The organism is Nostoc sp. (assembly GCF_036917775.1).
Classification (GTDB): Bacteria; Cyanobacteriota; Cyanobacteriia; order Cyanobacteriales; family Nostocaceae; genus Nostoc.
This window is the reverse complement of record NZ_JBALEQ010000070.1, coordinates 1-20,499: the sequence shown is the minus strand read 5'-3', so window position 1 is coordinate 20,499 and position 20,499 is coordinate 1. Positions and strand designations below refer to the sequence as shown.

The window sequence follows — 20,499 nt, the reverse complement described above, 5'->3', positions numbered from 1 at the left end:
CCTCAAACCTCATAAACAACTCTATTTTCAGCGTGGTTTTTCTGCCCTCTCCCTTATGCAGCAAACTTTATAGGTCGCTTGTCACCCTCTGAGGAGAATGACAGAGTTGATGGCAACCATTGTTGCTGCAAGTCACTAGGGAACTTGATTCATGAACCCATCAGCAACTTGAATCATCAACTCGATCAAAGGAGTTTATCACCATGTCTAAAATGTCTTCTAATCACCCACAGAAGCTCCCTGCCGCGTTCGCACCAAACAGGGTCTCCCGTCCAGTCTGGCTTGAGATCATTGTGGGTCTTGTCGTCTTCGCGATCATCGGATTCGGGGTTGGTTCGCAACTCAAGTGGCTCGGTCTGGACTGCTGTCATTGTTCACGTCGTTTTCAACTTGCCTACAATTCCGGTGATGGTAGCTGCTGGCATGGGCTGATAGGACGGACTGATAGGACGGATCATCTGGAGGTTAAATCAATGGCAATTCTGAAACAATTCGGGATTTTATTTGTATTGGGCAGTGTGGGAATTGTCATGTTCACGATCGCGTCTATTCCCTTAGTCGAGCAAAAGTTAGCGAAACTGTCATCCAGAAATACTGGAAAAAGTGCCACCATTGGGGATTTTAATGCTTCTGCAAGGACTACAGTATTCAATTCTACTGGCAATCAGCATTCTAATCGGAATTGGTTGTGCCTATCGTGTTGGATTAAGCTCCCATTTGATTGATCATTGGGTGTTTCACACCGCTAAGTCTCCATTTTTTGCCGTTGAGATGAAGTGGAACTTGGGTGTGGGTGCAGCGGCGGCGATCGTTCTCTTGTTGCTCGATCAATTGATGCAACCTGTCCTACCTGAAGCGCTACGGGCAGCAAATAATACAGAGCCAAGTTGGTTGAATTTGCTCACAGCAATGTTCTATGGCGGCATCACTGAGGAAATTTTGATGCGCTGGGGTTTAATGTCGCTGCTTGTTTGGATTGCGTGGAAAGGGCTAAAACAAGGCGTTACGTTGCCAAGTCAAGGGATTTACCAGGGTGCGATCTTTCTAGCCGCGTTAGTATTTGGACTACTACACCTGCCAGCGACTGCCGCGATCGTTCCCCTCACTCCAGTTGTGATTATTCGGGCGTTGTTACTGAATGGGATTGTGGGGATTGCGTTTGGCTGGCTCTTTTGGCAATATTCGCTAGAAGCTGCAATGTTAGCCCATATCAGCTTTCATGCTTTTGCCTCTGTTCTTAGCGGTTTACTGGCAAGGTTGGCTTAAGTTTTGGAATAGATATCGTAGAGCTAGCACTGCCCACAAAGCTTTACCGTGAAAGGTTTTAAAAAGAAAGGTTTTAAAAAGAAAGGTTTTAAAAATGGTGGGTGATGCCCACTACTTGAATTGATGCTTAACTCTACAGTTTTAAGGTGGTAAATCAAATGATTCAGTGCAAAGATTTTGCGCCTCGGATTACTGAACGGGGACCCTTCGGCGGAGCTTCCGATTATGAATCCTTCTCTGAGGTTGTGAGTGCTGTAAATCAGTGGATCGAAAGTACAACGATACAGGTGATCAATGTTGAAACTGTTGTTTTACCCGATCGGATCGAAGGCACAAGTGATGATGTCTACGGAGTGACGACCAGTAATGCTTTCCACCCAGTGATGATCAGTCAGGGTCTTGCAATCAAATGCTTTCAATGTGTGCGTGTGTGGTACAGAGAATAAGCTTCACCGGAGAAGAAATAATGAAACGATTTACCTTGTTTACTTTCCTGTACCTTGCGCTGGGAGTTTGCCTGAGTGCGATCGCACTTGGATACCCAAACCTGCCTTCGGGTCTTCAAAGAAGCTTGTTCATCAGTGCAGGAATCTCCTACATTTTTTGTCTCCTCAGCACCTTCCCATTTTGGCGCGAGAGGACAATCCGCTTCTATCGCAGACGGAATTCAGCGGTAATTCTACCCTGGTTGGTGATTGGATTCTATATTGTTTGGATGATCTGGGAGGTTCAGAGTCAGAACTGGACGATGGAAGCCATTTTAGGAGCGTTTTCGCGGCTAATCTTTGTCTTAGGGTTTGCAGAAATCATTGTGATTACATGGCGAGTGAATTCTGAACATTAGTGTCTAAATCGAATGGCACGCTCGTTAAAACACAGCCCTTGCCCAGAATGGGTTCCCAGCCTGGAAGCTGGGAACCCATTCTGGGAGACTCTGCCTCCTCTTTCTTGACGAGAGGCAGAGGCTGAACGTCAAGTGACCGACCTCGTTGCACGTCTCAAAGCGAGTGGAGTAATCACTCCGACGCAAATTGATGCGAAATAAAACCAATCTCTATCAGGAGGACAATCATGAAACCTCAACTCATTTTCGGAGTACTAACGATCGCTACAGGATTGCTCGGAGGTTCACTCACTCATCCAGCGATCGCACACAGCACTTCTTCACAGCAAACATCACCCGTTCTGATCGCAACTGCCTACACTGATTTAACCTTACCTACCTTGCGCCAAGGCGATCGCGGCAGAAACGTGCAATTGTTACAGCGCATTCTTCAAGACAATGGCTTTTTAGGAGCCGCAGGTGTGAGGTTAGGCAATCCAAGAGGGGCGATCGTCGATGGCATCTTTGGTGAGATTACAGTTTCTGCAATACGAGATTTACAGCAACGGTACAAAATCCCAGTCACAGGGCAAGTCAATCCTACAACTTGGGAAGTCCTAGATATGCGCGAAAACCCCTATCGATCGCCGCTCCCCTGGAAACAATAGAGCCAAATGCTCACCAGCTAAAACCTACTCAGAGCAAGTGTTTCATCGGGTATGTACAGGAGAGATTCAGATGTCAGAGAACAATAAAGCCATCTTAGAAGCGGCAAACGCAGCGATCGCCCAAGGCAATTATGAAGGATTCTTGTCGTTCTGCGCCGACGACACACAATGGACGTTTGTAGGCGACAAGACCCTTGAAGGAAAAGAAGCCGTTCGCCAATGGATGGTAACGACATACTTAGAGCCGCCAAAGTTTAGGGTCGTGAACTTAATCGCTGAGGGTGATTTCGTTACAGCACTCGGCGACATCACCATGAAGGACGAAGACGGGAAGACGGCTGATTACTCGTACTGTGACATCTGGCGCTTTCGCGATGGTCAGATGGTCGAATTAAGAGCTTTCGTCATCAAAACCTTGAGAAGGTGATGAAAGAATTTGGTGAAAACAATTTGACACACCCTTTTGTTACATAGATCAATGACATGTTCAAAACTGCAAAATCACAACAAGAATTACTGAAATTCAACCTCTTTGGCTTTCGATTCTCATTTCAAAAGATAAAGATAGCGATGCGCCGCACAACCCTTTTCGCGATCGCGCTACTCTTTACTACCCATTTCGCCTCCGCTTGCACGCAGTCTACAGTAATCATGCCTACAATTACGTATCCTGAAACTAAGCGGGTCGATGTTGTCGAGAAGCCTTTCGGGCAGACGGTCGCCGACCCCTATCGCTGGCTGGAAAACGATGTTCGCAACGACAAGGAAGTCGCCGCCTGGGTCGAATCGCAGAATAAAGTCACCAACAGTTAGAGCCTGTCAAGAAACAACTTTTACAATTTATTATCTAGAAAGCTTACTGAGAAGGCATTTCTAGCTCAAAAGAGGCAAGGTTGTTACATGACAAGCTCTTATCTCGATAAGCTGCCAGGTCGAGATATCTTCAAGGATCGACTCAAGCAGTTGTACAACTATGAGCAATTTTCTATTCCGGTCAAACAGGGTGAACGATATTTCTACCTCCATAATTCTGGACTTCAGAACCAACCAGTTCTCTATGTCCGGGACAGCGTAGATGGCGTAGGGCGCGTGCTAATCGATCCCAACCGTTGGGCAAAGGACGGGGTAACTGCACTAGCTGAATGGTCAGCATCCGACGACGGTAAGCGCGTGGTTTATGCGGTGCAGGATGGCGGCAGCGACTGGCGCACGATCCGGGTGCTGGACGTAAACACGGGCAAGGTGCAGGGCGATGAAGTCAAATGGGTGAGGTTCAGCCCCACCATCGCATGGGCTAAGGACGGCTCCGGCTTTTTCTACGCTCGTTTCCCTGAACCGAAGCCAGGTACCGAATCGCAAGCAAGCGTAGCCAACCATGCCGTCTATTTTCATGCGATCGGCACGCCCCAAGCACAGGATCGGCTGGTTTATGCAACTCCAGATCAGCCGACCCTGGGGCATTACTTGAGCATCACCGAAGACGGGCGTTACATCGCGATCGTTTCCACGCCCGCTTCGATCGGCAACAAACTGACTGTGGTGGATCTCCAGAGCGCCGACTGGAAACCCCGCAAGCTGGTCGATAATCTCGACGATCAATGGAGCGTCGTTGGCAATGTGGGGACGAAATTCTTCCTCAGAACCACCCAGGACGCGCCGCGCTTTAAGGTGGTGACGATGGACATTGCCGCTGCCGATCCGGTGATCACAGATGTGGTGCCGGAGCAGGATTCGGTTCTGGGCAATGCGTCGCTGGTCAGTGGACGGCTGCTAATCTCCACTCGTGTTGATGTGAAGACGGAGGTTCGACGCTACACGCTGGATGGCAAGCCTGATGGTATGGTGAAACTGCCGGGTATCGGCACTGCTGGCGGTTTTAAGAGCGACCCGGATGACTCAGAAACCTTCTTCATCTTCACTAGCTTCAACACTCCAGGCATCATCTATCGATACGATGTCGCCAGCAACACGGCGCAGGTGTGGGCAAAACCCAAGGTGGCGATCGATCTCAATCGGATCGCAGTCGAACAGCGGTTCTACAAGTCGAAGGATGGCACCCGCATCCCGATGTTTATCGTCCGGCGCAAGGATGTGACCGTAGCCGCACCGACCCTACTCCATGCCTATGGAGGCTATGGCATCCCCATGCTTCCTGAGTTCTTGCCAGCGCCGCTGGGGTGGGTCGAACAGGGCGGAGTGTATGCGATCGCTAACATTCGCGGCGGCTCCGAATATGGCAAGGCATGGCACGAAGCGGGTCGTCGTCAGAAAAAGCAGAACGTCTTCGATGATTTCATCGCAGCGGGCGAGTATCTGAAGGCACAGAGTATCACGCCCCAAAATGGCTTGGCGATTCAGGGCGGATCGAATGGCGGACTCCTGATCGGTGCAGTGGTCAATCAACGATCGGATCTGTTCGCTGCTGCGTTACCCCAGGTTGGTGTGATGGATATGCTCCGCTTCGACCAGTTCACAGGCGGGAAATTATGGCTAGACGAATATGGGTCTCCGGCACAGGAAGCGGATTTCCGTAACCTCTTGAAATATTCGCCTTATCACAACATCCAGTCCGGCAAGGCTTATCCTGCGATCCTCGCCACCACTGCCGACACGGACGATCGCGTGGTGCCGAGTCACACCTTCAAATATGTCGCTGCGCTCCAGGCGGCGGATATCGGTGACAAGCCCCACCTTGCCCGCATCGAGACGCGCGCGGGACATGGAGCGGGCAAGCCCACGGACAAGATCATTGAGGAAACGGCGGATATGTGGGCTTTTGCCGCTCATTGGACGGGGCTGGATGTGAAACCAGCGAAGTGATCGCGTCAAACAAATCAACATACGTCGAACTAATCGAGGAAGCGTAACGCCTCACACCACTCTATTTCCGTCAAGGCGTAAGTCCTAACAAACTAATTTACAGTCCGCGTTTTGGTGGGGTCATCGATGACCCCGTTGATACCTGAACCCATCAACAACTAGCTCGAAGGAGTTTATCCCCATGTCTCACATTTCTTCTAACCACAAGAAAGATCGTGTCCTACCCACGCACCGCTCTGAGCCAACGGTTCCCGCTAAGAGGAGAACTATGCTTGCTCACAAGCCCCACGTCCGAAGCTCGCTAATGATTGGGGCGGTGATACTGGTTCTTAGAGCTTGTCATGTAACAACCTTGCCTCTTTTGAGCTAGAAATGCCTTCTCAGTAAGCTTTCTAGATAATAAATTGTAAAAGTTGTTTCTTGACAGGCTCTTAGTGCCTGCGGCCAGCCCACATTCGGGCACCCGTCAGAGCTAGGAGGAAAGATCCCTGCGGATCTGAAACGCTTCTACGACCAAAAGCTGACCTTCGGCTCGTGCGAGGGCTACGCCACCACGGATGCCGACGCTAAGGACTTCGCCAACGACACCTTCAAATGCGCCCGGCTTGAGGTGCCGCTCGACTACCAGAACCCAGGCGGGCGAACCGCGCAGATTGCACTGCTGCGCGTACCGGCGAAGGACAAGCCGAGCAAACGAATCGGCTCCCTGCTGCTCAACCCAGGCGGCCCCGGCATGTCCGGGATGAGCTACGCGGTTGAGGTGGCAGAAAAATTGGCCGACAGTCCGATCACCAAGCAGTTTGACCTGATCGGGTTCGACCCACGCGGGGTTGCGGCCTCGACACCAGCCCTAGACTGCTTCACCGATGCCGAACGAGAGGCCGACTTGTTGGTCAACTCGATCAACTCCGGGGGCAAGGACTACACCGACCACGAGACCCGTCAGTTGTACCAAAAATGTGCCGAGCGTTCCGGCGGTGAAGACGTGCTGGCTCACGTCGGCACGCGCGATGTCGCCCGTGACATGGACGTACTCCGCGCGGTGCTCGGCGATGACAAGCTCTCCTTTCTCAGAGCCAGCTACGGTACCCGGCTCGGCGCGATCTACGCCGAAACCTTCCCGCAGAACGTGCGGGCCATGGTGCTCGACGCCGCGATCGACCCCACCACCGGCACCACCGAGCGTCGCCTCGTCCAGTTCGCGGGTTTCCAGCGTGCCTTCGACAACATGGCGGCTTTCTGCGCTAAAACCCCGACTTGTCCGCTCGGCACTGATCCCAAGCAAGCTAGCGCCGCCTTCCAGCAGATCGTGCGGCCACTGATTGATAAACCGATCATCACCGCAGACGGACGCAAGGTCACTTACACCGCCGTAATTGACGGCGTAACTACTGGGCTTTACAACGAAAAGGCCTGGCCTGCGGTGATTCTAGCCATCACCGAACTCAAGTCTGGAAGCGGTAAAACCCTGCTGTTCTTGCGCGACATCCTCAGCCAGCGCAATGCCGACGGTAGCTACGGCAATAACTACGAGTCCCTGGTGGCCATTAACTGCCTCGACGAAGAACGCCACACGCCCGAGCAGGAGAGCGCGATGACGCGTGACATTTTCAAGGTCGCACCGTTTCTAGACACTGGCCGACCCGTCAATGCCCGCGACCTCTGTGAGCATTGGCGCGTGAAACCCACCCTCGGCTACCCCTACGCCCAGAACATCAAAGGACTCCCTAAAACCTTGGTCGTGTCGGTCACTCGCGATCCGGCCACCCCGCACGAGGGCGGCATCAGCCTCGCCAAGACACTCGGCGCGAGCCTGCTGACCGTCGAGGGCGAACAGCACGGTGTAGCCCTCACCGCCGGCAATGCGTGTGTCAACGACATCATCGCCGACTACCTCATCGGTCTCAAAATCCCCGCAGACGGCGCTCGCTGCGTCCTTTAGGCGCGTTGGGACACTAGTAGTCTGCCAAGGGAACTTTGCATTGTGGTCAGCAGAGGGGCAAAGAGGAAAGAACTTATACAATCTCTCCCCTGCTCCCCTCCACGTAGCAATTTTAGGTTGGTACACTACTAGATTTATTAGAATCTTCGTGAGTAGCAATTCTTTAGATTACTGCTTCTTGCTTGCTAGTCTGAGAGCAGCCTATGATTCTGTTAACTATGAATAGATGAAACTAATTCTATTTTCTGGTATCCCTGGCACTGGGAAAAGTACCCTATCAGAAGAAATTGCACGGATATTGCATATACCTGTATTCTCTCTAGACTGGATACTAGGGGCAATGCTGCTATCACAGTTGCGTGTTCAACAGGAGGGATTTTACGTTACGACTGCTGAAGCGCTGCTGACAATGCTAATCCAAAGACAACTAATGTTAGGACAATCGGCTATTTTAGACACTCCTGCTAATACAGTCGCACAAAGAAAACGCTGGCAGGATTTAGCGCAATCACATAATGCAGAATTTTATGGAATTGAAACAATTTGCTCAGATATGGAGCTACATCGTAGACGAGTCGAAGGGCGTAAGCGTGGTATTCCAGGTTGGCATGACACTGTTAGTTGGAGCCATGTAGAACGAATGCGTTTGAAGAGTGAAGTTTGGACAGATGATGAAGGAGAACACCTGACAATAGATGCAGTTCATCCTTTAAATGAAAATATTCAGACAATTCTGAAATATGTTCAATCCTGAAAATAATAACAGAACTAGCTCAGGAAGAGCGATCGCATTCTCAGTTTACTGAAGCGCGTTCAGCAGATGGAGCAAGAAAAAGCGGGGATTAAGAAGATATTGCAAGTGTTGTGGGTTAATATCCGAGACGACAATAACTTACTATTATTGTGCAACTTGTAAGCACAAAAACTTACTTTGAGCAATTGCTCCACTGCGCTCTTGTAATTCGCCAATAGACCTCGCTCCAACCTCGTTTGGACATCCATGTGGAACCTGGACGGATGGTAACTATTTCTGCTCCCATCCACCATGCCAACCGAGCGACCCGCACATTTGCACTGACTGTGAAACCAGAGATCACGTCTAGCCTGAGTACCCTAAATCCGAAGTCGAGCAGGGCGCGTCCAACCTCGATCGCGTAGGCATATCGCCCCCAATAGTCAGGTGCAAGTTCAATCCCCAGTTCCATTTCACCTGCATCATACCCCCTTCCCCGTAATCCGCAGCAACCGACAAGCGCGTAAGGTTCACGCCGTTGGACAATCGCAAGCTGGTAGTTAAGTCGAGGCTGCTCAGAAGCCCATGTGCAAAATGTCTCAAACAAACGTGCTGAATTTTCAGGACTAGCTTCGCCCCCTTGAGAAAATATTTGACTGCGTGGATCGGCTTGATAGTTTAGGAATGACGATCTATCTAACTCAACGAAATCACGCAGCAGAAATCTCTTGGTCACTATCTCCATATCAATAGCTGAATGGTTCATACGATTTTAATTGGATAGAAGCTTTGCATGAGTGTCAAGCATGGGTCGAGGAACTAGTCGGTTTCATTCGCAATAAGCAGGCATATTATCAGTGAAGTTTAAGGGCTATGAAGCTTATACAGCAAGCTCTTTAGCTCACTTGTCTTCCCTTAAACCAATCGCGTGCGATCATCCTTGCTAATTTGCAATTGAGGAATCAGGGATAAAGGTTGAGTATTGGAAGATAGGTAAGTCGGTAGAAAAATTTACAAGTATGTAACAAACAGGAGAGCAGAAGAATAAGAGTTAAATCTTACACTGTGCGGTTGGTTTGGAATGGTGAACTTCACAGCTTTTTAAAGTACCTGGCAATTGGTAACAACCCGAAACCCAGCTTTTCATAAGTACAACGTGCTGGTGCATGGCTAGGATCGCCTCCAGTCTCGACCATAGCAAGGGACATACCAGCAGCTTTCATCCAGTTAAGAGCGAACTCTATAAGAGCGGCTCCAATGCCAAGACGTTGATAATCTGGATCAACGGCAATCATGTAGATTTCTCCCATACTACTCTCTGAATGGAGCTTCACGGCTACAAAGCCCACGGTTGAATCAGCAGAGTCGATTGCAACCCACACCTTTATGTCTGCTGTAGTACAGACGGACTCCACAGCATTAAGCTGGGTTACACGCCAACCATCAGGGTAGAATGAATGGTACACCTCAATATCCATCGCTTTTTGAATCGAATCAAAGACCGGACTCCATGCCCGAAGCGAAAGACTTTTGATGGTATCAAGTTTGCTATCTTCGTATGGTTCAATTCGCATAGAGGTATTATGTGGTTACGGTATATTACATAAATACTACCAGCTAATCTTTTGTTTTTCTGGTATGGGGAGTACACCGTCAGACTTGACCACCTAAAGCCACTGAATTACCTGGAATCGGAATGTCGGCAGATGCAGCTCCTTTGCGATTGCATCAGTAGGCTACGGGACAGTGGCAAGCTAGAAGCACCAGCACAGGCAGTGCTAAAGTGCTTGGGAGAGTTGAAGCGTCAGTATTTGAGTGAGTTTGAGGAAAAATTATTAGGTTTTATTGAACAAGAATATGAGATTGTAGATTAGGGCAGAGTTGATCCGATCTTTGAAGATACATTGGCGTTCATACAGTCGCTATTTCATGGCACAAAAGTATTTCTTGTTCTTGGGTCATACAATCTGAACATCATCTCAAATCACCAACTAGAGTATTATGTCTAAACTTTTTGCCGTTGTGGTTGCAACCGTTCCAGAGTACTACGACTACAAATTGGCTCACCCAGAGCATGACCAAAATCAACTCGCTTGGTTTAATGAGCAACATGAGAAAGGAACACTACTGTGCTGTGGTCCGTTTTCTCCCCATGATGGAACTGGGCTTTGGGTAATCCAGGCAGAGAATCTTGAACAGGCTCAAGCTGTTGTAAACAGCAGTCCTCGTGCGCGAGATGGTATGCTAGCGGACTCTGCTAGAGTTGTGGAGTGGGAAGTTCACATTGGACGCGATCGTTTTGCTCCCGTGTGAATAATTAGAAGCAACAATTGCTAAATTACTTGGATATAAACAGATAAATGCACAGTAGAAAATTCTCATAATTGAGATAACAGCAAAATTTCTAAAGTAAGCGTGCGGCTGCCTCACGTAATCGGGAATTACAATCAGTAACTATTGGACTACCATGAGCTACAGAAATAATCTGCAAATCAGTGATGGCATCAGCTAATGCTTCTAACCATTGACGATAGGCATGGCGATCTGTGAGAAAAAAGCGTTTACCCAAGCCAGTGATCCCGAAAAATCCACTTGACCCAATAAGACTTGCTCCTAGCCACTGAAGTAAGAATTCTGCCGTAGGTAAATGTTGCTGTAAATATTGCTTGTTCAGATTAAAGAGAATGTCAGTAAACACTAGTGCTTTTCCCGTAGCAAGAGGCAGTTCATAAACTAGTTCTTGCTCCCGGATACCATCAGGTATGTGGCAAATAATACCGTAAGCAGGTAAAACTTCTTCTGCGATTCCGTCTACGGCTACCACTTGTTCAACATAAGGTTTTGCTGTTGCGGGGCAAACAACTAATAGTTTGGGATAGCGTTGTTTATATACACCTGCATCAAGCCTATGGATGCGGTTAGGTACAATTAGGATTTTAGGTGTGCCTAAAGATTCAAGTTCTGCCATTCCTTGTTGATTTAAAGCGATGGCACTGTGAATTAGTAAGCTGGAGTCGGCGAATCTATAAACCACCATTTCGCGTGGCACCATAACAGAACTGGGCAAAGTGCCAGTTACGTGCCAAAGATTTGGTGCTAGTTCTTCAATTGCACCGTGAAGTAAAATATGAGACTGCCAGTTATCTTCATTAGGAGCGCTTTTATGTTGAGGAGGTTTAATTGAGGAGAAGAAAGAATAAAATCGTTCAGAAGCTTGTTCTTTTTCTTGATTCATATATCTCACTGCCTGCAAGATGAACCTATCCCACTAATAATATTTTGTGAATCCAGATGTGGATGGTAGCGAGGTCAATAAATAACTTCCATTCCAGGTCACTCAATCCTTCAAAACGTCCACCCATCTACCCCTCCTTCTTGAGAAGTAGATTACCATACTTTTATATTAGTGGGATAGGTTCTTGTTTGTTCGGTAGTAAAAGCCGAAGTAACGAACAGGCATCTTCAAGAGAAAACTTTGATATGCAACTGTCAAAGCATCATCAACAGTATTTAATTTTGTTCATAAGTCAAATAGGAACCCTATAGTCGAAAGCGAAAAAGACTTTGAATTATCTTTGTCAAAGTTTCAAGGGAAGGGTAATTTGAAATGTGGAACCTTGACTTAGCATACTATTTACAGTAATTTGCCCTCCGTATCGTTGCACAATTTGTTGAGCGATTGCAAGTCCAAGTCCAAAGCCGCCTGTTTGCCGAGATCGGACGGTATCTACACGATAAAAACGATCAAATATATGTGGCAAATCAGTGGACGGAATACCAATGCCGTTGTCTTTGACCTGAATTACCGCAGAGTGAGACTGGGTAAAAAGATATAATTCTACCTTTCCATCTGCTGGTGTGTACTTGAAGGCATTAGTTAGTAGATTAATTACAGCTTGTTTGAGCAAATTAGCATCGGCTTTTAACATGATCCGATGCTCTGGAAGGTGAGCATTGAAATTGAGCTTTTGAGCAGGAGCTTGGACAGCAAAATCCTGAGCAAGCGATCGCAATATTTCACACAAATCAACAGGTTTTAATCCGGTTTCTGCAAGGGAGCCATTATGACGCGACAAAAAAAGCAGATCATTGATCAGCGTACTCATCGACTTAGCAGTTTGAGCGATATTTTGTAACCGCAATCTTTGCTCCACGGGGTCTTCGGGAGGCATCAGAGCAACTTGGGCATTGCTCAATACCGTAGCAACGGGTGCGCGTAATTCATGAGAAGCATCGGCTGTAAATTGCTGCAATTGCTGATAAGCACGGAGGCTTGGCCGCATTGCCAATCCGCCCAAAAACCAACCTGTAATACCAATTACACCAAAAGTCACGGGAACCCCAAAAGTTAAAAACAAACGGGCTTGGTTTAGTCCAACGCGTAGAGAGTTCATTGGAACTGCCGTTTGGAAATAACCAATCAGCACCTTACCTTCCAAAATAGGAACTGTCACTTGGCGAACCCAGGTTTTTGTAGTAGGTAACTCTGAGCCTATTGGTGCTTTTATTGTTTGAAATCCAGGTTCTGCGGTCAACTGTTTGCCATCTGATGAACCGATAAATTGCAAAAGTTGTTTATTAGAGTTATACCACCGCGCATACATTAGCCCGCCATTCAACGATGCATCACTTTCTACAGGAGTCTGTCCGCGCTGATTTCGCCATTGACTTTGATAAAGCGAGTATTGGGTTTTGACGGCAAAGGCTTTACTTTGCGAAAAGAGTTCGTCGTCAAAAACCCGCAACTGTTCTTCGACACTCAGACAATAGCCCACCCCTGCAAAAGCGAACAAAATTCCACCCATTGACAGGGCAAACCAGTGAGCAAGATTACGACGGCTATGATCAAACATTTGTTATTAGTCATTGGTCATTGGTCATTGGTCATTGGGCATTGGTCATTGGGCATGGGGCATTGGGCATAGGTTAGAGCCTGTCAAGAAACAACTTTTACAATTTATTATCTAGAAAGCTTACTGAGAAGGCATTTCTAGCTCAAAAGAGGCAAGGTTGTTACATGACAAGCTCTTATTCTCTTTGTCCCCTTGTCCCCCTCATCTCCCCCTGCCTCCCCTGCCTCCTAACGGCTTAGAAAGGCGGATTTATTCGATAGCCCATCCGATGCACTGTTTCTATCCAATCTTTGACACCAATGGTTTGTAGGCGCTGGCGCAAGCGGCGAACTAAGGTAGTGACTGCGTTACTTTCTGGTTCCTCTCCGTAGCTCCAAAGGGCTTGCTCAATCTGGTTATGAGATAATACTTGGCGGGGATGACGCATTAAATACTCCATCAATTGAAACTCCCGGCTAGAAAGTTGAGTTGTCAATGAACCAAGTTCGAGCGTCAAAGTGGATAAATGAAGTTGCAAATCGCCCAAGCTAAGTATATCTCCTTGCCACATAGGCGATCGCCTTCCTAGTGCCCGAACTCGTGCCAATAACTCTAGAACATCTATAGGCTTTACTACGTAATCATCGGCTCCAGCATCTAAACCCATTACTTTATCTAAAACCGTGTCTTTTGCCGTCAGCATCAATACAGGAGTCAGCTTACCTGCCCGTCGATATACTTGACACAATTCTACGCCACTGACTTTAGGCAACATCCAATCTAGAATCAGCAAGTCATAGTCTTTGCGAAAGGCAAACCATTGTGCTGTTTCCCCATCTGCGATCGCATCAACTGTATGCCCCACCTTCAATAAGGCTGCCCGCAGTGGCTCTAACTGCGATGTGTCATCTTCGACTAGTAAGATCAACATCCTATTTACTCAGGTTGCCGTAATTTTTCCTTGCTAATTTTAGATTAAGGTAAAAGGATGACGCAAAAGTGACGGGAAACACTCAACCTGATACCTTCCATGCAGCAACTTCAACTTTTTCAAGCGTTGCGATCGTTAGGCTTTGTGTTTTGGTTGTCCTTGCCGTTGATTGGGTTAGTTTTTTGGCTGGGAAGCGGCTTTGTTGGAGATCGGATTTTAAGTCACTCCAATCTCACCAAAAAATATCTGCTAGCAGATACCCAATCGGCACGACAGATTATGAAAAGGATAGTAGCGATCAAAGTGGAAGTTCTCCCCGAAGAAGGAATTTCACGGGTGAACGTTAAAACCAACAACTCAGTTCTCACAAGGATAGTATTTGAATTTCCAATCACAGATATAAGCCAACTTGAAACCGCTCTTAGTCAGGAGTTAGGCTTACCACGCGATCGCGTTAAAGAATTAATAGTTGAGTCGAAGCAGTAGGAAACTTTTTGACCAATGACTAAGGGAACTCCAAAAAATAAATTATTCCGCTTCAGGTCGTTGAATATTGACTGTTGACTGTTAACTGTTGACCATTGACGGTTGACAGTCAACAGTAGCAATGGAATATTTTTTTAGTTGGAAGTCCCTTAATGACTAATGACCAATGACTAATGACTATCCTTGACATTTCTTTGTCATATTTATGCAATAAACTACAAAAAAGGTAACGTAAATTTACTTTTATCTAAATAATTGATTGTTGATAGCGAACATTTGACTATTCATTGTTCACTTTCAACGGTTAACCCTTAGCCCTTAAACCTCAGTAGCCCACCGTTAATCGCTATGGATACTTCTGAAACTGAAGTTTTAAAGGTTGAAACCCAATCAGATAGTTCTGTGCCTTCTGAGTTAGCACCTACTCGTTCGGGTAAACCTTGGTTCTGGAGATTGCTGATTTCATTTTTGGCAACCGGTGGCATTATCCTCTGGCGGATGTTTGCTCCTGGTGGCACACCACCCTCTTCTGTGGCACAACAAGGGCCGCCACCTGCAAAACCAATTGAAACGATCGCCTTGGCAACTGGAAGTGCTACAAGAAGCGTCCAGTTGTTGGGACAAGTAGAAGCCACTCAGCAGTCAACAATCCGCGCTCAAACTGGCGGAATTGTCAAGCAAATTTCAGTGCAACCAGGCGATCACGTGAAAGTCGGAATGGCGATCGCTTTACTGGATGATACCGATCAGCAATTGGCAATTAGCCAAGCACGAGCGCAACTCGCACAACAACGGAGCAATTTAGCCCGTTTGGAAGTTGGTACTCGTCCTGAAATCATTGCTCAACGGCAAGCCGCCGTCACATCTGCGAAGGCGCGAGAATTGGAAGCACGGGATAACCTGAAACGGACTAGCGATCTTGTGAAAGAGGGTGCTTTGTCTCAAAGATTGTTAGTGGAAGCCCAAGCACAATTGAATAGCATTCAGGGAGAACGGTTAGAAGCCGAAGCAGAACTTGCCGAAGCTAAAGCTGGGCCAATTCAAGAAGAAATCGCTGCTCAACGAGCCAATGTAGAAGCAGCTAAAGCTACTTTAGCTCAAGCAGAATTAGCCCGGCAGCGCACGCGGATTCTGGCATCAGAATCGGGTATAGTGCAGACTCGCCATATCAGCAATGGTGATTTAGTCCAAAGTTCTGGTGAAATTGTCACCTTAGTAGCAGGCGATCGCTTCGATATTTTCCTAGAGTTACCCGAAGAACTCAGTGGTAAAGTTACCCCAGGGATGACAATCGATCTCACAACTCGCGCCCTACCGCAATGGAAACAACGCGCCACCATCACTGCTGTAGTCCCTTCTGCCGAAACTGCTTCCCGTCGCCAGCGTGTGCGTGTCCAAATTAACAAACCCCCCACAGGATTAATACCAGGAATGGCGATCGCAGGCAACTTAAATATGCCCTCGAACCGTTCTAGCTTTGTAGTATCACGAGATGCACTAACCAGAAGACAAAACGAGTGGCTAGTTTTTGCAGTTGCAGATGGCAAAGCTAAACAAATTCCAGTCGAGATGGTTTCTGATATGGGTAAAAATGTCGCAATTTATCATCCCACTTTACGCACAGGTCAACGCATTGTGCTTCGTGGCGGTGATGGATTGCAAGATGGTGCGCCTGTAAAGATAGTTGATCCAACTTAAAACAATTCGCAATTCGCAATTCGCAATTCGCAATTCGCAATTCGCAATTACGTTTTGTTACGGGGATTTAAACCCCCAAAGTTGCTTAAAACATAGGTTTTACTACTCCATAGACTTCTTGCAGAAGTCGGTTAAAGAGGAAGAATCGTCTCTTTCTCCTTTAGCCTTTCCTTCTTAAAAAAACTGCAAACCCAGTTTAAATTAATACAGTTCACTTAGGAATTTCTTTCTTCTTCTCCTCCTTTGCGTTCTTTGCGTCCTTTGCTGTTCGTTAAAAAAATTACTTTAACAAATAGTCAAGCATTAACTGAACCGTATTGCATTTTAAATATGACTTTCTAAATTACGAATTAGTTATGAATTTTATTGAAACTGCCGTTCGTTGGCGACATGGAACTTTTGTTTTGTTTTGCTTGCTAGCAATGTTCGGGGTGTTCTCTCTACTAAAGTTACCCCTAGAGTTACAACCAGGAGGTGATCGCCCGGAAATTACGATCACAACTACCTATCCAGGCGCAGGGCCAACAGAAGTAGAAGACCTGATTACCCGCCCCATCGAAGAACAGATGCAAGAGGTGTTAGGTGTCCAAGAAATTAGCAGTACTTCTCGTGCTGGACGCAGCAACATTACCTTAGAATTTGCTCAGGATGCCAACGCCAGAGAACGGATGATAGATGTTCTCAACCGCTTGCAGCAGGTGGAAAGCTTGCCTCCAGAAGCGCAGGAATCGAATGTAGAACTGGTAGGTGGTAACAGTTCACCGATGATGTGGATTCCCTTTGATACCAAAGAAGGATTTCAACCAGATGCAGACCGTTATCGGGACTTAGCAGACGAAGTGGTAATTCCCCGTTTGCGGCGAGTCGAAGGAACTGGGCAGTTTTTGTTAGTGGGTGGACAAGAACGAGAAGTCGAGGTGAAGGTTGATCCGAAAGCATTAAGCGATCGCAACCTCGCAATTGGCGATGTAGTCCGAGTTCTTCAAGAAAACAACCGCGATATTCGGGGTGGGCCATTAATTCTGGGACGACGGGAATATCGAGTCCGCACCATCAGCCGATCGCAAGATTTATCGCAAATTGAAGGCTTTGTGTTGCGACGCGACCAATCGGGCACTGTTTACTTGCGAGATGTAGCAAAAGTACAGATGGGACGCAAACCCCAAGATAGCGCCTTGGTGTTCAACGGCAAACCTGGGGTAGCAGTCGGTGTAATTCGGCAAATTGGGGCGAATGTGCCAGAGGTGGCTAAAGGCATTCGGGCGGAAATTGCTGCACTGCAAACTGAATTTGACCGGCAAAACCAAGGCATTCGCTTTATTTATAACTATGACGAGAGTCAGTACATCAATCAATCGGTAAGTTTCGTTGGAGAGAACTTGATCAGTGGAGCATTACTAGCAACTATCGTCTTAGTTCTATTCCTTGGCTCAATGCGAACTGTTGCTGTAGTTGCAATCACCATTCCTATCGGCACAATTGCTGTATTCATTGTTATGTCTGCATTTGGACGAACATTGAACATCATCAGTTTAGCAGGACTAGCATTTTCTGTGGGTATGGTAGTGGATAACTCAATTGTTGTAATTGAGAATGTCTTTACCCAGATGCAGCAGGGCAAAAACGCACTTCGGGCAGCAATCGATGGTACTCAGGAAGTTTGGGGCGCAATGCTTGGTTCTACCTTAAGCAACGTAGTGGTTTTTGTACCACTGTTAATGGTGACGGGTGAAGCAGGGCAACTCTACACCGATATGGCGATCGCTCTTTCTGCCTCTTCTCTATTCTCGCTGTTTGCGGCATTAACTTTAGTACCAATGCTATCGGGATTGTTCCTGAAACAATCGGAAGCCATGCAAATGATGCAGGGTGGTGAATATCGGGGCGGTAATTGGTTTGAGCGAATGGTAGCTAAAACCTCTGCGGTGTTTCGTCATTTTCAAGGCAAACTCGAAAACTTTCTCGCCGCTACCGTCAGTTGGTCACTGGGACGTAAGCGTATTGGTCGCAGATTAATTGTGCTGTCGATTCCGATTGTTTTACTCGTGACAAGTATTTTCCTTTTACCACCTGCCGATTATTTACCCGAAGGAAATCGTAACTTAGTTGTATTGCGGGCAGAACCGTTACCGGGAACCAGTATCCCAGAAGCGATTCGGCAATCTGAATCTGTGCAAAAATTTCTGCGATCGCAACCAGAAGTTGAGCGTATCATGTATGTTGACCGTCCAGGGGCGCTGCGCGGGATTGCAACTATCTTAAAACCAGAATTTGCCACGACTACGGGACTAGCTGATATGGTAGATCGGTTACGCGCCCAAAGCAGTAACTTTGCTGGATACCGTTTTGTGATCCCAACACGGATTTCTATATTCCGCGATCCGGGTAAAGAATTTGAAGTAGATATTGTTGGGGCTGATTTAAATCAGATTGGTGACTTAGAAAAGCAAATTACCGGCAAATTGCGATCGCTTACTGGGGTTCAAAATGTCCGCTCAAACTTTGTCTTGGGTGCAGGAGAATTACAAGTGATTCCCAACCGCGAACGCATCGCCGAAGTAGGACTTTCGGAAGCAGAAATTGGTTCGATGGTAGAAGCAGCATTGGGTGGTAAAGTTGCCTCCGATTACATTGATGGCAAAGAAGAATTAGATGTCTCAGTGGAACTACAAAATACTGCTGTGGAAACCCCAGAGCAACTGCGCCAATTACCTCTATATGCACAAGGACGACAAGTGCAACTGGGGGATATTGCCGAAGTCGTGGAAACAACGGGCGCTGATGCTATTAACCACGTTGATTTAGAGCGATCAATTAGTCTTACAGTTTCCCTTGCACCCAATGCCCCCCTTGCTACGCTGGTAGAACGTACCGAAGAAGAAATTCTGGCTCCTCTGCGTGCCAGTTTACCAACAGGCTATCGGCTAGAACTGTCAGGTTCAGCAGATCAGTTAGCAACAACTGTTGGGCAATTAGCTGCTGCATTTGCATTTTCGATTTTGATTACTTACTTGTTACTGGTGGCGTTGTATCGCTCATTCCTTTACCCAATGGTGATTATGGCAACAGTACCGATGGGTATGAGTGGCGCACTATTGAGCCTAGTAATTGCTAACATGATTCCGGGGATGAATGTGGCATTGGATATGATTACAGCCTTGGGATTTGTGATCCTTACAGGTGTGGTTGTTAACAATGCCATTCTACTGGTTGATCGCGCCTTGCAACTCCAGCAAGCAGGTGAAGATTTTGATGCATCCTTATATAATGCGACAAGCGATCGCTTACGGGCGATTTTCATGTCTGCTGGCACTAGTGTCTTGGGGATGTTACCGCTAGCAGTTCTACCAGGTCAGGGTTCAGAGTTATATCAAGGGTTAGGCATTGTTTTAACAGGTGGTCTGGCTTTTTCTACTATTTTGACACCTACTGTTGTACCCGCACTTATGGGTTTACTGTACGATCTTTCTGGACGGAAATCGCCGCGATTACCAGCTGCAAAAAAGCCGGACACTGCTACTAAAAATAGTGCAACTTAATACTTACCGTGTTGATGAAGTCTGCCAAATTCTAGCTCTTGACAACCCAGGACTCAGGGGTAAGGCTGGCTGCCGGTGCATCATCAACCATCTGGGTGAGTTGTACAGTCACAATGTGGGGACTAAGGACAAGCAACTAAATCGAAATTACAATCATTACGAGACAAAGTAATCATGGAATTTAACCCAAACAACAATGTTGTTAAACTCTGTCTTCAAGGTATGGGCATGGAAGAAAAAGGCAAACCAGAAGAAGCAAGTAAACTGTTTCTTCAAGCCTAGAACGAAGCGACACACGACTTTGAAAAATTTATTTCAGCCCATTATGTAGCTCGATATCAGAAAAATATTTCTGACAAATTAAAATGGCTCGAAACGGCTTTGCAGTTTGCATTAAAAATAAATAACAACACTGTTAAGAGTGCAATACCTTCTCTATATTCAAACATTGCCAAATGCTATGAGGATTTAAGCGACCCTGACAAGGCAAGAAAGAATTATGAATTAGCAACTTCGTTTAAGGATAAACCTTCTGACAAAGGCCCCTTTTATCATGGAACGAAAGCAGATTTGTCGGTTGGCGATTTGCTGACAGCAGGAGGCAGTTCTAATTACAAACTTGAACTCAAAATGAATCACATTTATTTCACAGCCCTTGTCAATGGGGCTATCCATTAGTCACATCTTTCTTAACAAAAGCTAAAAGCTAATTCTCAACAGGATTAGAGACGATGATGAGAATAGGAGGACTAGACAAACAG

Annotated in this window: 19 protein-coding genes and 1 pseudogene; 15 read left to right on the top strand and 5 right to left on the bottom strand. The window is 46.9% G+C overall.

The annotated features are described in order from the left end of the window. Positions 1 to 624 precede the first annotated feature (624 nt). From V7K69_RS12820 to V7K69_RS12780, 9 genes and pseudogenes are all read left to right on the top strand, one after another. Entirely contained in the window at positions 625 to 1,266 is a 642-nt protein-coding gene (locus V7K69_RS12820) for a CPBP family intramembrane glutamic endopeptidase (RefSeq protein WP_335034837.1), read from the top strand. Between the two features lie 158 nt (positions 1,267 to 1,424). Further along, positions 1,425 to 1,712 carry a hypothetical protein gene (locus tag V7K69_RS12815; RefSeq protein ID WP_335034835.1) on the top strand — a complete coding sequence of 96 codons (288 nt, stop codon included), beginning with the start codon at positions 1,425 to 1,427 and terminating at the stop codon, positions 1,710 to 1,712. A gap of 20 nt (positions 1,713 to 1,732) precedes the next feature. Next, positions 1,733 to 2,110 carry a hypothetical protein gene (locus V7K69_RS12810; protein WP_335034833.1) on the top strand — a complete coding sequence of 126 codons (378 nt, stop codon included), beginning with the start codon at positions 1,733 to 1,735 and terminating at the stop codon, positions 2,108 to 2,110. A gap of 227 nt (positions 2,111 to 2,337) precedes the next feature. After that, positions 2,338 to 2,757, top strand: a complete 420-nt coding sequence (locus V7K69_RS12805; protein ID WP_335034831.1) for a peptidoglycan-binding domain-containing protein — start codon at positions 2,338 to 2,340, stop codon at positions 2,755 to 2,757. A gap of 70 nt (positions 2,758 to 2,827) precedes the next feature. Further along, positions 2,828 to 3,184 carry a nuclear transport factor 2 family protein gene (locus tag V7K69_RS12800; RefSeq protein ID WP_335034829.1) on the top strand — a complete coding sequence of 119 codons (357 nt, stop codon included), beginning with the start codon at positions 2,828 to 2,830 and terminating at the stop codon, positions 3,182 to 3,184. A 56-nt stretch (positions 3,185 to 3,240) separates the two neighbouring features. Continuing rightward, a pseudogene (locus V7K69_RS32955) lies at positions 3,241 to 4,734 on the top strand (hypothetical protein); the annotation flags it as partial. Between the two features lie 90 nt (positions 4,735 to 4,824). Continuing rightward, positions 4,825 to 5,577, top strand: a complete 753-nt coding sequence (locus tag V7K69_RS32950; RefSeq protein ID WP_442936136.1) for a prolyl oligopeptidase family serine peptidase — start codon at positions 4,825 to 4,827, stop codon at positions 5,575 to 5,577. A gap of 610 nt (positions 5,578 to 6,187) precedes the next feature. Beyond that, on the top strand, positions 6,188 to 7,519 hold the full coding sequence (locus V7K69_RS12785; protein ID WP_335034823.1) for an alpha/beta hydrolase: 1,332 nt from the start codon (positions 6,188 to 6,190) through the stop codon (positions 7,517 to 7,519). A 226-nt stretch (positions 7,520 to 7,745) separates the two neighbouring features. Next, complete coding sequence (locus V7K69_RS12780; RefSeq protein WP_335034821.1) at positions 7,746 to 8,273, top strand: AAA family ATPase; 528 nt, start codon at positions 7,746 to 7,748, stop codon at positions 8,271 to 8,273. 172 nt (positions 8,274 to 8,445) lie between these two features. On the opposite strand, the gene V7K69_RS12775 is transcribed toward V7K69_RS12780, so the two are convergent. Together V7K69_RS12775 and V7K69_RS12770 are read right to left on the bottom strand one after the other, a co-directional pair. Next, positions 8,446 to 8,997, bottom strand: a complete 552-nt coding sequence (locus tag V7K69_RS12775) for a GNAT family N-acetyltransferase (RefSeq protein WP_335034819.1) — start codon at positions 8,995 to 8,997, stop codon at positions 8,446 to 8,448. Positions 8,998 to 9,343: 346 nt separating this feature from the next. Beyond that, a complete protein-coding gene (locus tag V7K69_RS12770; RefSeq protein ID WP_335034817.1) occupies positions 9,344 to 9,730 on the bottom strand; it encodes a GNAT family N-acetyltransferase in 387 nt (128 codons plus the stop codon). 228 nt (positions 9,731 to 9,958) lie between these two features. Here V7K69_RS12770 and V7K69_RS12765 point away from each other — a divergent pair, with 228 nt between their 5' ends. Both V7K69_RS12765 and V7K69_RS12760 read left to right on the top strand, forming a co-directional pair. Then, positions 9,959 to 10,126, top strand: coding sequence for a hypothetical protein (locus V7K69_RS12765; protein ID WP_335034814.1), 168 nt, complete (start codon positions 9,959 to 9,961; stop codon positions 10,124 to 10,126). A 127-nt stretch (positions 10,127 to 10,253) separates the two neighbouring features. Beyond that, the gene (locus V7K69_RS12760; RefSeq protein WP_335034812.1) at positions 10,254 to 10,565 is read left to right on the top strand and encodes a YciI family protein; all 312 of its coding nucleotides are present in this window, start codon (positions 10,254 to 10,256) and stop codon (positions 10,563 to 10,565) included. A gap of 91 nt (positions 10,566 to 10,656) precedes the next feature. Here V7K69_RS12760 and V7K69_RS12755 read toward each other — a convergent pair whose 3' ends face one another. The 3 genes from V7K69_RS12755 to V7K69_RS12745 all read right to left on the bottom strand — a co-directional run bounded on the left by V7K69_RS12755 (position 10,657) and on the right by V7K69_RS12745 (position 14,015). Then, on the bottom strand, positions 10,657 to 11,487 hold the full coding sequence (locus V7K69_RS12755; protein WP_335034810.1) for a hypothetical protein: 831 nt from the start codon (positions 11,485 to 11,487) through the stop codon (positions 10,657 to 10,659). Positions 11,488 to 11,830: 343 nt separating this feature from the next. Continuing rightward, positions 11,831 to 13,105, bottom strand: coding sequence for a sensor histidine kinase (locus V7K69_RS12750; RefSeq protein ID WP_335034808.1), 1,275 nt, complete (start codon positions 13,103 to 13,105; stop codon positions 11,831 to 11,833). Positions 13,106 to 13,340: 235 nt separating this feature from the next. Then, complete coding sequence (locus V7K69_RS12745) at positions 13,341 to 14,015, bottom strand: response regulator transcription factor (RefSeq protein WP_335034806.1); 675 nt, start codon at positions 14,013 to 14,015, stop codon at positions 13,341 to 13,343. Between the two features lie 99 nt (positions 14,016 to 14,114). Here V7K69_RS12745 and V7K69_RS12740 point away from each other — a divergent pair, with 99 nt between their 5' ends. From V7K69_RS12740 to V7K69_RS12725, 4 genes are all read left to right on the top strand, one after another. After that, the gene (locus V7K69_RS12740) at positions 14,115 to 14,501 is read left to right on the top strand and encodes a hypothetical protein (protein ID WP_335034804.1); all 387 of its coding nucleotides are present in this window, start codon (positions 14,115 to 14,117) and stop codon (positions 14,499 to 14,501) included. Positions 14,502 to 14,849: 348 nt separating this feature from the next. After that, positions 14,850 to 16,199, top strand: a complete 1,350-nt coding sequence (locus tag V7K69_RS12735; protein ID WP_335034802.1) for an efflux RND transporter periplasmic adaptor subunit — start codon at positions 14,850 to 14,852, stop codon at positions 16,197 to 16,199. A gap of 356 nt (positions 16,200 to 16,555) precedes the next feature. Beyond that, entirely contained in the window at positions 16,556 to 19,738 is a 3,183-nt protein-coding gene (locus V7K69_RS12730; RefSeq protein ID WP_335034800.1) for an efflux RND transporter permease subunit, read from the top strand. A gap of 381 nt (positions 19,739 to 20,119) precedes the next feature. Further along, positions 20,120 to 20,416 (top strand): NAD(+)--rifampin ADP-ribosyltransferase, encoded by a 297-nt coding sequence (locus tag V7K69_RS12725; protein WP_335034799.1) that lies wholly within the window; start codon positions 20,120 to 20,122, stop codon positions 20,414 to 20,416. The last annotated feature ends 83 nt before the right edge of the window (positions 20,417 to 20,499 follow it).

Excerpts from the sequence above, each read along its gene's own strand:
- V7K69_RS12820 (WP_335034837.1), top strand. The coding sequence starts at position 625 with ATGCTTCTGCAAGGACTACAGTATTCAATTCTACTGGCAATCAGCATT.
- V7K69_RS12815 (WP_335034835.1), top strand. The coding sequence starts at position 1,425 with ATGATTCAGTGCAAAGATTTTGCGCCTCGGATTACTGAACGGGGACCC.
- V7K69_RS12810 (WP_335034833.1), top strand. The coding sequence starts at position 1,733 with ATGAAACGATTTACCTTGTTTACTTTCCTGTACCTTGCGCTGGGAGTT.
- V7K69_RS12805 (WP_335034831.1), top strand. The coding sequence starts at position 2,338 with ATGAAACCTCAACTCATTTTCGGAGTACTAACGATCGCTACAGGATTG.
- V7K69_RS12800 (WP_335034829.1), top strand. The coding sequence starts at position 2,828 with ATGTCAGAGAACAATAAAGCCATCTTAGAAGCGGCAAACGCAGCGATC.
- V7K69_RS32950 (WP_442936136.1), top strand. The coding sequence starts at position 4,825 with ATGTTTATCGTCCGGCGCAAGGATGTGACCGTAGCCGCACCGACCCTA.
- V7K69_RS12780 (WP_335034821.1), top strand. The coding sequence starts at position 7,746 with ATGAAACTAATTCTATTTTCTGGTATCCCTGGCACTGGGAAAAGTACC.
- V7K69_RS12775 (WP_335034819.1), bottom strand. The coding sequence starts at position 8,997 with ATGGAGATAGTGACCAAGAGATTTCTGCTGCGTGATTTCGTTGAGTTA.
- V7K69_RS12770 (WP_335034817.1), bottom strand. The coding sequence starts at position 9,730 with ATGGATATTGAGGTGTACCATTCATTCTACCCTGATGGTTGGCGTGTA.
- V7K69_RS12765 (WP_335034814.1), top strand. The coding sequence starts at position 9,959 with ATGCAGCTCCTTTGCGATTGCATCAGTAGGCTACGGGACAGTGGCAAG.
- V7K69_RS12760 (WP_335034812.1), top strand. The coding sequence starts at position 10,254 with ATGTCTAAACTTTTTGCCGTTGTGGTTGCAACCGTTCCAGAGTACTAC.
- V7K69_RS12755 (WP_335034810.1), bottom strand. The coding sequence starts at position 11,487 with ATGAATCAAGAAAAAGAACAAGCTTCTGAACGATTTTATTCTTTCTTC.
- V7K69_RS12750 (WP_335034808.1), bottom strand. The coding sequence starts at position 13,105 with ATGTTTGATCATAGCCGTCGTAATCTTGCTCACTGGTTTGCCCTGTCA.
- V7K69_RS12745 (WP_335034806.1), bottom strand. The coding sequence starts at position 14,015 with ATGTTGATCTTACTAGTCGAAGATGACACATCGCAGTTAGAGCCACTG.
- V7K69_RS12740 (WP_335034804.1), top strand. The coding sequence starts at position 14,115 with ATGCAGCAACTTCAACTTTTTCAAGCGTTGCGATCGTTAGGCTTTGTG.
- V7K69_RS12735 (WP_335034802.1), top strand. The coding sequence starts at position 14,850 with ATGGATACTTCTGAAACTGAAGTTTTAAAGGTTGAAACCCAATCAGAT.
- V7K69_RS12730 (WP_335034800.1), top strand. The coding sequence starts at position 16,556 with ATGAATTTTATTGAAACTGCCGTTCGTTGGCGACATGGAACTTTTGTT.